This is a genomic window from Paracoccus aurantiacus, from assembly GCF_007993065.1.
Classification (GTDB): Bacteria; Pseudomonadota; Alphaproteobacteria; order Rhodobacterales; family Rhodobacteraceae; genus Paracoccus; species Paracoccus aurantiacus.
The window spans coordinates 224,882-237,618 of sequence record NZ_VOPL01000003.1 but is presented as its reverse complement, the minus strand read 5'-3'; the positions used below and the strand labels follow the sequence as shown (position 1 = coordinate 237,618).

At 56.6% G+C, this 12,737-nt stretch carries 10 protein-coding genes; 5 read left to right on the top strand and 5 right to left on the bottom strand.

Annotated elements, in window-relative coordinates; translation table 11 throughout:
- Positions 1-44: 44 nt before the first annotated feature.
- Both FQV27_RS09515 and FQV27_RS09510 read right to left on the bottom strand, forming a co-directional pair.
- Positions 45-1,121: a replication initiator protein A gene (locus tag FQV27_RS09515; protein ID WP_147097759.1), complete on the bottom strand. Its 1,077-nt coding sequence runs from the start codon at positions 1,119-1,121 to the stop codon at positions 45-47.
- Positions 1,122-1,391, bottom strand: coding sequence for a helix-turn-helix transcriptional regulator (locus FQV27_RS09510; protein ID WP_018426335.1), 270 nt, complete (start codon positions 1,389-1,391; stop codon positions 1,122-1,124).
- A gap of 456 nt (positions 1,392-1,847) precedes the next feature.
- Here FQV27_RS09510 and FQV27_RS09505 point away from each other — a divergent pair, with 456 nt between their 5' ends.
- The gene (locus FQV27_RS09505) at positions 1,848-2,141 is read left to right on the top strand and encodes a DNA -binding domain-containing protein (protein ID WP_425467958.1); all 294 of its coding nucleotides are present in this window, start codon (positions 1,848-1,850) and stop codon (positions 2,139-2,141) included.
- 19 nt (positions 2,142-2,160) lie between these two features.
- Here the strand turns inward: FQV27_RS09505 and FQV27_RS09500 are convergent, their stop codons facing one another.
- The 3 genes from FQV27_RS09500 to FQV27_RS09490 all read right to left on the bottom strand — a co-directional run bounded on the left by FQV27_RS09500 (position 2,161) and on the right by FQV27_RS09490 (position 3,670).
- A complete protein-coding gene (locus FQV27_RS09500; RefSeq protein WP_147097757.1) occupies positions 2,161-2,682 on the bottom strand; it encodes a DUF2285 domain-containing protein in 522 nt (173 codons plus the stop codon).
- Between the two features lie 46 nt (positions 2,683-2,728).
- Positions 2,729-2,944 carry a transcriptional regulator domain-containing protein gene (locus tag FQV27_RS19340; protein ID WP_084640136.1) on the bottom strand — a complete coding sequence of 72 codons (216 nt, stop codon included), beginning with the start codon at positions 2,942-2,944 and terminating at the stop codon, positions 2,729-2,731.
- A 198-nt stretch (positions 2,945-3,142) separates the two neighbouring features.
- A complete protein-coding gene (locus tag FQV27_RS09490; RefSeq protein WP_147097755.1) occupies positions 3,143-3,670 on the bottom strand; it encodes an antirestriction protein ArdA in 528 nt (175 codons plus the stop codon).
- Between the two features lie 395 nt (positions 3,671-4,065).
- On the opposite strand from FQV27_RS09490, the gene FQV27_RS09485 reads away from it, so the two are divergent.
- From FQV27_RS09485 to FQV27_RS09470, 4 genes are all read left to right on the top strand, one after another.
- Entirely contained in the window at positions 4,066-4,236 is a 171-nt protein-coding gene (locus FQV27_RS09485) for a hypothetical protein (RefSeq protein ID WP_222611682.1), read from the top strand.
- 67 nt (positions 4,237-4,303) lie between these two features.
- Positions 4,304-9,208 (top strand): DEAD/DEAH box helicase, encoded by a 4,905-nt coding sequence (locus tag FQV27_RS09480; RefSeq protein WP_147097752.1) that lies wholly within the window; start codon positions 4,304-4,306, stop codon positions 9,206-9,208.
- Positions 9,205-10,626, top strand: a complete 1,422-nt coding sequence (locus tag FQV27_RS09475; protein WP_147097750.1) for an SIR2 family protein — start codon at positions 9,205-9,207, stop codon at positions 10,624-10,626. The genes FQV27_RS09480 and FQV27_RS09475 overlap by 4 nt, the downstream gene beginning before the upstream one ends.
- A complete protein-coding gene (locus FQV27_RS09470) occupies positions 10,626-12,707 on the top strand; it encodes an ATP-binding protein (RefSeq protein ID WP_147097748.1) in 2,082 nt (693 codons plus the stop codon). Before FQV27_RS09475 ends, FQV27_RS09470 begins: the two co-directional genes overlap by 1 nt.
- Positions 12,708-12,737 lie beyond the last annotated feature (30 nt).

The following is a 12,737-nucleotide window of genomic DNA, read 5'->3' as shown; positions in this document are numbered from 1 at the left end:
GATGTGCTGGGGGCTGCGCGGGCGCAGCGCGTCGAGCGCGGCCGTCATGGCTTGCCCCTTCGGGCAGAACCGGCACCACGCTTCGCCTGCGCGCGCGTCAAAGAAAAAGAGTTAGATTCTCTGTTAGATAAGTTAGCGGTCGGATTCCGCTTTTCAGGCCAGAGCGTTAGCTGCGGTTCGTGCGCCTGATCTGCCGATAGTGGTGCGCCCGATGTGCCGATACCCCGTGCGCCTGATCTGCCGATGGCATTAACAGGGTTATCAACAGTGCCTGTTGACAGGTTTTCGGGGCGGATGCGCAGCAACTCGCGGCCGTCTTCCCGCTCGATCTGGAGCAGGTAGCCGGGGAGTTGCTGGCGGGCCGCGATCCGGCGCAGGTCGAGCGCGAAGTCGGACGGCCGCGCGAGGCTGCCGGATTTCTGATGAAGGTGCGCGACCTCGAAAACCCAGCCGTGGCGCTGGTGGCCGGCGTGTTTTCTGGCGACGCGGTAAAGCCATCGTTCGATGCCGCCAGTCAGCCGGAAATAGGCCGGGTCGATGGTCAGGACCAGCGAACGGTCGATGACGCTGTTGTAGAACCATTCGGGCAGGACGAACTCCATGCCCTCGACGCGGCCGGCGCGCGTCGTCATTTCCTCCCACTCGTTGATCCACGAGAATTGCCGGCGACGCCAATGCGGGCCGTTGCGGATGGTGGTGGCAATGACGGTCGATTGCAGCCGCGCCAGCGCGGCTTTCAGAAGCCGGTATTGGTGATTGCCGGTCGGCCGCCCGATGGCGCGCAACAGATGGTAAGGCGTAAACCGGACAAAGCGCGACGTGGTGAGGCCGTTGTTCTCGGCCGCGACGATCTGCGAGGCCGCCCATATCAGCACATCGGCGTCCCATATGGTCGCCATCCCGTGCTCGGGCATCCCGAACACCTGCACCTCTATGTCGGCGGCCTTGTAGAGAATCGGCTTTGTGCGCGGGGTCTTCGCCAGCGAGAAGAATGGCCGCTCCATCAAGTCGCGCTGGTCGCGCGGCGGCGCGTCGCCCGTTGCGACCACGAAGGGGTCTAGGCGGCTGCGCTCGCTGTCCTCGGTCGGCTGCGCGGGGGCGTGATCGTTCTCGCGCAGCATCTAGCAGTCGCCCCGTTCTTCGGGGGTGAGCGGACGCGCCGGAAAGACGGTGCCGGCGGTCTTGTCGCGGGTCGATTTGCGCTCGCCCGCCGCGCTCCAGTCTTCGAGATCGCGGACGGTGTAGAGGACGCGACCGCCGACCTTGCGATAGGTTGGCCCGGTGCCGTAGGTGCGATGTTTCTCAAGGGTGCGGATGGATATGCCGAGGAAGCGCGCGGCTTCCTTGGTGCGCAGCAGGCGCGGCGGCAGGCCCGCAAGCGGGTTGGGCATGGATCACCTCCAGTCGGGATTGGGCTGCCGGGGGCGGCAGCGGACTGTGGCGAACCATGGCGAGGGATCGGCGGCGCGTAGCGTGCCGCATTTGCGCCTATACGCTGGCGGCACCCCCCTTCGGGGCGGTGCGCGGCCAATAGATGAGGGATTTCAGCGGCTCATTGCCTGTGGCGCTGAATAGGGAAAGACATTCCCACGCGATTCGGTTAAGAATCGCAGCGGAGCAGACGCGCTGCTCTGGGGCGTAGTAACCCCTCACGAATGGCCGGTGCCAGCCAGAACGGCACCAACTCCTTGACCTATGGTCGGGGAGCCTGTGGCGTATACAACAGGCTTTCCGAGCTAAAGGCCATGGGGCCGTTTCGTGACGGTTACTAACTCCCCGATCACCAAGAGTCAGAGAGAATCGTTTGCGGGGGCGCACCGCAGACAAAGCTCTCCCGGATACGGGGAATGACTATGCGGGTTCCCGTCGAACTCGATCCCGATGTGGACGATGAAGCGCCGACCGGCGACACCATAACCGTCTATGACGAACGGCACTACGTCACCTATCTGCGCTTGCTGGATGCGAAGGCCGAGGGCGCGGACTGGAAGGAAGTCGCGCGGATAGTGCTGCACCGCGATCCGGCTGCCGAGGAACTTCGGACCTATCGTTGCTGGCAAAGCCATCTCGAGCGCGCGCAATGGCTTTCGCGCGAGGGCTATCGAAAGATTCTGGAGCAGGCGGCAGCCAACAAGGCGTGAGGTCAAAGGCCGAGAACGATCAACGCTTGTCGGGCTTGATCGGATAATGGAGCAGCAGGCGATAGCCGCCGCGCATCATTTTGATGCTGTGCGCAACCAGTCGGCGGGCCTTGTTCTTGCGCGGGTCGCTCTCGAAATCCTCCTTGGTGCCGCGAAAGCCGAGCAGGACTTCAGCGATGGTGCGATAGCTTTCGCCGCGCAACCGCGCGTCAAGCGCGCGCAGGGTCAAGATATGCCATTGCCGGAGTTGGGCAGGCACGGCTCGGAAATCAGGACCGGGCGCGCGACCGTTGAGGGACCGCCAAAATCGGCGGGCCGCGTGAGCACGCAGTTCCAGAAACGAATCCATCGGCAACGTGACGGCGTAGAATGCGGCGGCATCGGGCACGGCCTCGGGCAGCCAGAATTGATGCGCGACGCCATCCACCTGCCAGATGCCGTGCCAACCATCGGCGGCGCGGCGCAGGTCAAGGCCATCGAGATGCGCCAGCGTCAATATTGGTTCGGTATCGCCGTTCTTGTGATCGACCGGCGACAACATCACCGCTTGCGGGTGAAGGTTCGGATTCCAGATCGGCGATTGCGGGTCATGCTGCGCGTCGGGATCGCACGGGAAATCGCAAGCCCCAGCGATGTGCAAACATTTCGAGGTCACTGCCGGTCGGTTCCCCGGTCCTTGCGATGGTCTCGAAGTCCTGACGATAATCGTCATTCCGGCGCAGGTATTCCCAAGCGAAACCGGCGGCCGGAATTTGCTTCGCGTGTCTGTATGCCGCCGGCAAACGCCAGTCGATGCTTAGCATGGCGTCACCTCTCAAAGCCGGGGCGCGTGAGGCTGCGCCCGGATCGGAGAGATTCAAGTATTGTTTGAAGTATTAGAAGGCTTTCAAATCAGATACGTTGAGCGGTTAACCCGATCATTCTTGGTTATTTTCTTCTTAACACTGTCGTTGAAGTCTGGCTAGTCGCTCGCCCGCGTATGCGGGCAAGCAGACCTTGCTTCATCTGCTGGAAAACACATGCACCTCGTCATGTCTGATTTCGATGGTGAAAACGTCACCGCTCATTTCGGCGTCACGCGCCATCGCCTTCCAATCGACATAGTACCGCAGCGCCTCGGGGATCGTGATGCTGTCGCGGGTCAATTCCTCCATATAATCGGCAAGGCTGGTGAACTGACCGTGATAGCAATCCTGCAAGGCGGTTTCGGCTTGGTCGATGTCGTGGCCGAACTGCTCCAGCAGGCCCGCGCCTAGTGCGCCATGCTCTGCGATGAAAGCGCCCATGCGCGCCACTGTGTCGATGCCGGCATATTCGGAGATGCGGACGCCCTCGAAGCCCTCATAGTCGTGAATGGCGTATTCCTCCGCGTCCTCGACAGGGGAACGGGAAAGCATCGCGGCAATCTCGTCCCTGATCTGGTCGGCGTCCTGATCCGCGTCGATCCAAGCCCCATGCAGATAGCCATTGTTGTAAGCTGCAAGGCACGCAACATAGATACGAGGATTGCTGTCGGCTGCACTGCTCATGTCTCTGTTCCTTTGGGTTTTGAGGTTCAGAGCAGCGAAGCGCCGCTCCTGAACCCTTGCCCGTCGGCGAGACCGGGGTAGTAAGGTGCCAGACAACTCTTTGGCACCGTGGAATAAATGGAGGGGACCCGTTTGTGGGGAGCGGGCCGTTTATGCCGCGAAAGGTCAGAGAGTTGTCTTGCGCCGCGCGAGGGCAGCGCCCTTAGAAATAGCTATCAGATGGGACGCGGCGAAAGCCGCGCCGGCCCGCAGGCGAACGCGCTCAGAGATTGCGTGGTAGAGAGCCGGACGGCCGCTAGACAAATTCACGGTGTTTGCTGGTGGTAAGCATATCCTCAGGGCTGGTTTTTGTGTATCCGCCGGATACACTGCGAATTATGAAAAAAGACGCTGGTATGCGAATCAGGATCGAGCGCGAGCTGCGGGATGAATTCCTTGCAGCCTGTCAGGTTCTGGATCGGCCTGCCGCGCAGGTCATACGGGAGTTCATGCGCGATTTTGTCCGTAGGAACGGCGCGTCGTCGGACGCGCATCCCGCAACGAAACCGAACGTGACGACGCGCTAATGGAACAGGTACGAAAGCCGGTTCCAGCGCAACAGGTGAATGCCCGAACAGGGGCTTGGGGGAAGACATGGCCGAACAGACGCTGCAATCGCTTTTGCAGACCTATCGTGATGCAGCGCGTACCGAGCGGGAAAAGGGAACGTACTTTGAGCGTTTCGCCATCGCCTACCTAACCCATGACCCCATCCAGCTTGAACAGTATGAGCAGGTCCAGACCTTCAAGGATTGGGCCGGCGCCAATGGTTGGGATGCCCGCGACACCGGAATCGACCTTGTAGCAAAGCTTCGCGACGAAGACGGCTTCGCCGCGATCCAGTGCAAATTCTATGATGCCGCCTACCGCATCAGGAAAGAGGACATCGACAGCTTCATATCGGCATCGGGCAAAGCCCCGTTCAAACGGCGCGTCATCATCGACAGCACCGAAAAGGCTTGGAGCGAAAATGCCGAAACCATGATCCGTGGACAGGCCATCCCCGTCCTTCGGATCAACCTTTCCGAAATGCAGGAAAGCCCTATCCGTTGGGAAACCTTCGCCGCCAAGGGCGAAGTGGTGCTGGCCGACAAAAAGAAACTCCGCGAACACCAGCAGGACGCCTTGCGTGAGGTGCGCGCTGGACTGGCCGAAGCCGATCGCGGTAAGCTCATCATGGCCTGCGGAACAGGCAAGACCTTCACCAGTCTCAAGATCGCCGAAGACCTTGCAGGGGAAGGAAAGCTTGTCCTATTCCTTGTGCCGTCCCTTGCCCTGATGTCGCAGACGGTACGCGAATGGACGGCGGACACCGAAACCCAGTTGCGATCCTTTGCGGTATGTTCCGATACGCAGGTCGGCAAGCGTCGTCAGAGCAATGATGACATTGCCGAAATCGACGTGCTGGACCTCGCATTCCCTGCCACGACCAACGCCGCCAAGCTTTCCGAAAGCGCGGGCGAGGCCGTGCCGGGCAAGATGACCGTGGTGTTTGCGACCTACCAATCCATTCAGGTTGTCGCGGACGCGCAGCAAAAGCACGGCCTGCCGGAATTCGACCTCATCGTTTGCGACGAGGCTCACCGCACCACAGGCGCAACGCTGGCAGGCGAGGACGAATCCAACTTTGTCAAAGTCCATTCCAACGACATCATTCGCGGCAAGAAGCGCCTCTATATGACGGCCACGCCGCGCATCTTCGGCGACAACGTGAAGAGCCGTGCCGATGAAGCTGACGCTGTTCTGGCTTCCATGGATGACGAGAAGCTGTTCGGCAAAACGCTGTTTTACCGGGGTTTCTCATGGGCGGTGCAGAACAACCTTTTGACCGACTATAAGGTTGTCGTGCTGGCGATGGATGAAGGGCTTATCAGCTCGGCGATCCAGAAACGGCTTGGTGACGGCAGTTCCGAGCTTGTCCTTGATGACGCGACCAAGATCATCGGTTGCTACAAGGCCCTGACCAAAGCCGACATGAAGGCCGATGTCGCCGCCGATCCGCATCCCATGCGCCGGGCATTGGCGTTCTGCAAAGACATCCGCAGCTCCAAGCTGATCCGTGACGAGTTCGGCACGGTTGTCGATGAATATCTCGACTACACCGACGAAGATGACGCCGAAAACAGATTGTCCCTGCGGTGCGAGATCGAACACGTTGACGGCACGTTCAATGCCAAGTCCCGTGGCGCATTGCTCGATTGGCTGAAAGCCGATGCAGGCGACGATATCTGCCGTATCCTGACCAATGCGCGCTGCCTGTCCGAAGGCGTGGACGTTCCGGCGCTCGACGCCATCATGTTCCTTCATCCGCGCAAGAGCCAGATTGATGTTGTGCAATCGGTCGGGCGCGTGATGCGCCGCGCCGAGGGTAAGAAGATGGGCTATGTCATCCTGCCCGTTGGCGTTCCCGCAGGTGTTCCGGCGGAACAGGCGTTGAACGACAACGAGAAATATCGCGTTGTCTGGCAAATCCTCAACGCCCTGCGCGCCCATGATGATCGTTTCGATGCGACCATCAACAAGGCATCGCTGGGGCAGGATGTCAGCAATGCGATCGAGATCATCGGCGTTACCCAGAATGCCGAATTGCAGGCCGTCACTGCCGTTGTGGAAGACCTGCCGACGCGCTCGAAACCCGAACGGTCGGGCATCGGCACACCGGGGCGCGATCCGATCGTCACCGGCGAGGTGCAGGGCGAGCTTGCCTTCTCCGTTGACGAATTCTCCCGCGCCATCATGGCGAAGATCGTCAAGAAGTGCGGCACCCGTGATTATTGGGAAGATTGGGCGACCAACATCGCCGAAATCGCCAAGAACCATATCAGCCGCCTGAAAGGCATTCTTGCCGACCCGGACACCGAAGCCCGCCGTGCCTTCGATGAATTCCATGGCGAACTGAAAGACGACCTCAATGACAGCATCACCGAAGATGATGCCGTTGAAATGTTGGCGCAGCACATCATCACCCGTCCGGTGTTCGAGGTGCTATTTGAAGGCCACCAGTTCACCAGCGAAAACCCTGTGTCGCGCGCCATGCAACGTGTTCTGGACGTGCTGGACGAAGCCAATCTCGACAAGGAATCCAAAGACCTCGAAAAATTCTATGCCAGGGTGCGGTTGCGCGCGTCGGGCATCACCGATCCGCAGGCCAAGCAGCGGCTTATTGTCGAGCTTTACGACAAATTCTTCCGCAAAGCTTTTCCGCGCACGACCGAGAAATTGGGTATCGTCTATACGCCGGTCGAAATCGTGGACTTCATCATCCATTCGGTGAATGAGGTTTTGCAGCAAGAATTCGGCCAGACGCTTGGTTCCGAAGGCGTCCATATCATCGACCCTTTCACGGGGACCGGCACATTTATTACGCGCTTGCTGCAATCAGGCCTGATTGCGTCGGAGCAGATGGAACACAAGTTCCGGAGTGAAATCCATGCCAACGAGATTATCTTGCTGGCCTACTACATCGCCGCCATCAATGTCGAAGCCGTCTATCACGGGATTATGGGCGGCGATTATATACCGTTTGAAGGTATCTGCCTGACCGATACCTTCCAGATGTATGAGAGTACCGATCTCATCTCGCACTATATGCCGGACAATTCGGAACGGCGGAAGCGACAGAAGGCTACTGATATCCGCGTGATCCTCGGCAACCCGCCCTATTCCAAGGGGCAGGACAGCGCCAATGATGATAACGCCAATGTGGACTATCCCAGCCTTGATGGCCGCATTCGCGATACCTATGCCGCACTGACAGACGCGCAGAACAAAAACGGTCTTTACAACAGCTATCTGCGAGCCTTCCGTTGGGCCAGCGACCGGATCGGCGAAGACGGCGGTGTGGTGGCTTTCGTGACCAATGGCGGCTGGTTGGATGGCAATGCAACGACTGGTGTTCGTAAAAGCTTCACCAATGAGTTCTCCGACCTTTATATCTTCAACCTACGCGGAAACGCACACCTGACAGGTGAACGCCGTCGCAAAGAGAAGGGCAATGTCTTTGGCGCGGGCACCCGCACACCGATCACGGTCTCAGTTCTCGTGCGTAACCCCGACGCTTCACATCGCGGTCGTATCCATTACCGCGACATCGGCGACTATCTTGAAGAGAAAGAAAAACTCTCCATCATCCGAGAGTTCGGCTCTACAGGCGGTATCGCACGTGCCGAAGGCTGGATCAGAATCGAGCCGGACGAGCATGGCGATTGGCTGAACCAGAGGGATGCAAGTTTCGATCAGTTCATCAAGATCGGTGACAAGAAGGACAAGACCGCCGATACGCTGTTTGAAACCTATTCCGCAGGTGTGAAAACCCAGCGTGACGCATGGTGTTACAACCGCTCTCGTACTGATTTGGAGCGCAATATCGCGGCGATGATCGACACCTACAACGCTGAGCGTGTGAAGGCCAGAGATGCGCAGGAATCTGGTCAACCAGCGCCGAAACTGTTGACCGACCCGAGGCAGATCAGTTGGAGTGCGGGACTGCAAACTGCGTTGGAACGAGGTCGTCCGCTAGATTTAGACAGTGGAGTCGTCGTCCAGTCGATCTACCGGCCTTTCGGAAAAGAGTGGCTGTTCTATAGCGCCGAACTGAATGAACGGCGTTATCAGATGCCGCGACTTTTCCCTGATGCGGATAGCCCCAACCGTGTCATCGCAATGTCAAGTCCCGGCGCGCGCGGTTCCGTGTCGGCCCTTATGACAGATTGTATTCCAAGCCTTCATGCGGCGGATATGAGCGGATCGCAATGCTTCCCGCTCCATATCTATGATGCAGAAGATACCGGTCCGGACGGACTTTTCTCCAAGGCGGAGCATGTCACTTATCGTGACTGTATAACCGACGTTGGCTTGCGGCATTTCGAAATTTCGTATCCTGATGATATAATTACCAAAGAAGATATTTTCTACTACACTTACGGCTTGCTGCATTCCGAAGAATATCGGGAGAGGTATGCCGACAATCTGACAAAAGAGCTTCCCCGAATTCCATGCGTGAAGAAGGCAGAGGATTTCCGTGCTTTCGTGCAGGCGGGCTGTGATTTGGCGGAACTGCATGTGGGCTATGAAAGCGTCGAGCCTTACCCTGTCACTTATAAGCAGGGGCATCCAAACACATGGGTCTTTGGCAATGCGGAGACATTCTACCGCGTTACCAAGATGAAGTTTGGGGGCAAACGCCCAAATGTCGATAGATCGACAGTGATCTACAATGCCAATATCACTATGCAGAATATCCCGCTGGAGGCTTACGAATACGTCGTCAACGGTAAGCCTGCTCTTGAATGGGTAATGGAGAGACAAGCTGTTTTGAAGGACAGCTATAATCCGAAAACCAACAAGGGAAGCGATATTGTCAACGACGCCAACCGATATGCCGTCGAAACCGTTGGCAATCCGGCCTATCCGCTGGAACTTTTCCAGCGCGTCATCACCGTCAGCTTGGAGACGATGAAAATCGTCCGCAGCCTCCCGGCGTTGGAGATCGAGCCATGACGGAGCTGTGCAAATATAAACTCTTGTCGCCGGTCTCTGCGGGTGAAGGCGATGATCTGTTGGCAGATAAGTCCCCCGAAGACGGACTGCGACGGGTGCAGGCGCTGCTCGCAGACTGGCTCCGAATGGAAAATGTTGTCGTTCTGACCGCAGCAGGCACATCGTTTAGTGCTGGCGGGAGACTGATGGCGGGGCCAAGGGCGAACAATCTCGAATGTTTGGTTTTGGGTGCTGTCGAGAATTGCCAACTCGCAGATGATGTGAAGGCCATCATCCGTCATCGAAAAGCGCAGTGGCCCCCCAAAGTAGATTCTGGACCTCTGGGCTTTGAAGATTGGCTAAGCTATCTCTTCAATGCCTCGGAGCTTTCGAAGCCCGAAAAATCTCCTATCAGTACGGTGAAATGGAAAGGAGAAGATAGCATTGGTTTGGATTGCGATGTCGTTCTCGGTGATGAAGACCTAAAGTTACTGAGAAAGTTGATCGAGAGAGCAATTTATGCGGAATGCGCTCTTGAGATCGATCGCAGCGAGCTTTCTGACCCAAGCGCCCAAAATACCACAGGGCATATCCCGTTTCTGGCCAAACTCATCGCCCGCGACACCAATCTTGGCCGCACACACCTTTTCACACTCAACTACGACACCATGTTCGAGCAGGCGATGGAAGAACTGGGCATTCAATATTTCGATGGCTTTACCGGCAAAGCAAATTCGCGGTTTGACCCCTCCGTCTATGGGTTGGATATCTACTATCCGGGTGATGTGGCGGAAGGGCGTGTCCGTCGTTTCGATAAGTTTCTCCAATTTTATAAGCTACACGGTTCTATCCACTGGCAGCCAGATGAGCGTGGCCTTGTGCGCGCGCGCCATACGGAGCTTGGATTTGCGAAGGAATACCGACAAGCAGGCGCTGAACAGAAAGCTGCACTGCTTGCGTCCCCTGAATTTGAGGGAATAGATTCATTCGGAATTCTGCCGACGTCGCAAAAATTTACGAAGACGCTGGATATGCCCTACGCGCATCTGTTCCGGCTTTTCCATGCTCGCCTGAATCAGCCGCAAACCTTTCTGCTGGTATTGGGGTATGGGTTTGGTGACGATCATGTAACCCGCATCATTGAAACGGCACTTATGAATCCGTCACTGGTGTTGCTGGTCGTGGAGCCGAACCCCGATAGTGCAATCGTCGGGCGCATCCGCAGCTATCAGAGTTTGGGACAGCGTGCTTTCGTGTTGACCGAGCGCGTCGGTGAAGGCGCTGCTTGTTCCTATAATGTCGCAACCTTCTCTGATTTCGCGCAGAACATCATGCCGGATGTGAAGTGGCTCGATGACTACAAACATCTTCGCAGCTTTGAAGAGCAGCTTCGTAAAACTCAGGAAAGGCAGCCTGACGGGAAAACGGAGGCCGTTTGATGGAACAGCCGCGCGTCATCGGCCACGTCGTTTCGGTAAACGGATTTCGGCTCAAGGTTGAGTTGTCGCCGGATGCGAAATCGTCCTCTCGTGCGACGCCCGATGGCGTGCAGCGTGCGGTTGCAATCAATTCGTTTCTGACTTTTGACCTTGGGGCGGGTTCCCATGCGATCGGTATGCTCAGCGACCTCGAAGCGCGTGAGAGCTATGATCCGACACGGGATGAAGAACTGTCCCTTGAGCTGACCAAGCCGCGCCGAATTGCTTCAGTACAGCTCCTTGGCACTGTGCGCCATTTGAGAAAAAATAAATGGAAGTTCGATACCGGAATTACCGTTCTTCCGACATTGGACACGCCTGCCGAGGTTGCAAATCCAGAAATTTTGTCGGGTATTTTTGCTCATCCACCTCAGCGGAACCGTCCGCATGGTTGGACTGACAAGCCTTTTGATTTTGCTCTGGAGATCGGGCATCAAACAGGTGACGAGAATACCAAGGTCAGGGCATCTTTTAATGACCTATTTTCCCGCCCGCTCGCGGTTGTAGGAAATACCGGGTCTGGGAAATCCTACACCGTTGCCAGCCTAATCCGGGGTATCGTAGAGCATGATGGATTTGGCTCAGATGCCGAGGCGGATCCCCATATTTTCATCCTTGATATCAATGGCGAATACGCAAACGCATTTCTTGATCCCACCAAGACAACCTATCAGCGCGAACCCAACCGAGTTTACCTCAACGGAGAAGAGTTCTGTCTTCCCGCGTGGTTGATGAACGGAGAAGAACTTTGTGAATGGCTTCAAGCATCTGAAGCAACACAAGAGCCTGTTCTGAAGGATTGGTGGGCGATCGCGAAGATATCCTGCTCTGGCATCGGAGCTTACGACCCGCTTCAAATTGCTGTCTCGAAGATAGATGCTGCATTCGAGTGGATGGATAGGCAGGGAAATAAAAACAATAACGGCTTTAAAGTCCAACTCGATCAAGCTGCGGAATATGTCACGAGCATAGATTGGAGCGAAATAAAATCGCTTCCAACGTGGAACGGTTCCGGTGATTGGGACTCGTTGACCAATGAAAAGGCCGTTCGAGACAAGCTTGTAGAAGTCCGATCCAACTTGCTTACAGCGATTTCCGATCGGCAGAATGAAGGTATCAACTTCGCAAAGTCAGCAGATTCCCCGCGCTTTGTTGCGGTTGCTGAGTTCCGTGACCCCCGCCTTGTCGATCGAACAACGGATCAGGAAAGCGGAAAAAAGATTGACCAGTATCTGACGACGTTGAAGCTGCGTCTGCGCACCCGTCTTGACGACAGGCGATGGCAGTCGCTTTTCAGCTACGAGAAGCAGGCCATTAGCAGCTTTCAGGACTGGATGGAGAGGCTAGGGGTCGGAAAGAGAACTGGCCCCCGTGTGTCGGTGCTCGACTTTTCCATGTTGGCATCCGAGGTTTTGCCATTCGCATGTGCGCTGTTGGGGCGGTTGTTGCTCGAAGCACGAGAAATGCTTCGCCCAGATACGCGAAGTCAGTATCCGTGGGTTTTGGTTCTGGAAGAGGCGCATAACTATGCCCGCCCCGCTGGCAAGGTCGAAGATCGAGGTCAGGCACTTTCGCGGCGTGCATTTGAACGAGTTGCGAAAGAGGGACGAAAATTCGGGCTATCGCTCATCGTCGCTAGTCAGAGGCCGAGCGAGATTAGCCCTACCATTATAAGCCAGTGCGCCAACTTTTTTTCCCACCGTTTACAGAACCCCGATGATATCGATCATTTCCGACGAATAATTCCAAAGCAAGCGCAGCGTATGCTGGATCAGGTAACAGTTCTCGCTGCTGGTGAAGCAATCGTTTTTGGTAGCGCATTGCATGTTCCGGTGCGCGTCCAGATCAGATTGCCGAAACGAGAGCCATGGAGTGCAACAGCAGCTCCATATATTGATTGGGCTAAGGGCGATGCGTTTCCCTTGGCTGAGGTGGTTGAGAGCTGGGGGCTAAAGATAATTTTTGAATCAGAGAAGTCAGTTTCTCAAGTTCCGGATGTACCTTCTGCTTCAACAGAATTGGATGATGAGATTCCGTTTTGATTACGTAATTTACCTGAAAATGTTAACGCT

Coding starts and splice junctions, on each gene's coding strand:
- FQV27_RS09515 (WP_147097759.1), bottom strand. CDS start 1,121: ATGCTGCGCGAGAACGATCACGCCCCCGCGCAGCCGACCGAGGACAGC.
- FQV27_RS09510 (WP_018426335.1), bottom strand. CDS start 1,391: ATGCCCAACCCGCTTGCGGGCCTGCCGCCGCGCCTGCTGCGCACCAAG.
- FQV27_RS09505 (WP_425467958.1), top strand. CDS start 1,848: ATGACTATGCGGGTTCCCGTCGAACTCGATCCCGATGTGGACGATGAA.
- FQV27_RS09500 (WP_147097757.1), bottom strand. CDS start 2,682: ATGTTGTCGCCGGTCGATCACAAGAACGGCGATACCGAACCAATATTG.
- FQV27_RS19340 (WP_084640136.1), bottom strand. CDS start 2,944: ATGCTAAGCATCGACTGGCGTTTGCCGGCGGCATACAGACACGCGAAG.
- FQV27_RS09490 (WP_147097755.1), bottom strand. CDS start 3,670: ATGAGCAGTGCAGCCGACAGCAATCCTCGTATCTATGTTGCGTGCCTT.
- FQV27_RS09485 (WP_222611682.1), top strand. CDS start 4,066: ATGCGAATCAGGATCGAGCGCGAGCTGCGGGATGAATTCCTTGCAGCC.
- FQV27_RS09480 (WP_147097752.1), top strand. CDS start 4,304: ATGGCCGAACAGACGCTGCAATCGCTTTTGCAGACCTATCGTGATGCA.
- FQV27_RS09475 (WP_147097750.1), top strand. CDS start 9,205: ATGACGGAGCTGTGCAAATATAAACTCTTGTCGCCGGTCTCTGCGGGT.
- FQV27_RS09470 (WP_147097748.1), top strand. CDS start 10,626: ATGGAACAGCCGCGCGTCATCGGCCACGTCGTTTCGGTAAACGGATTT.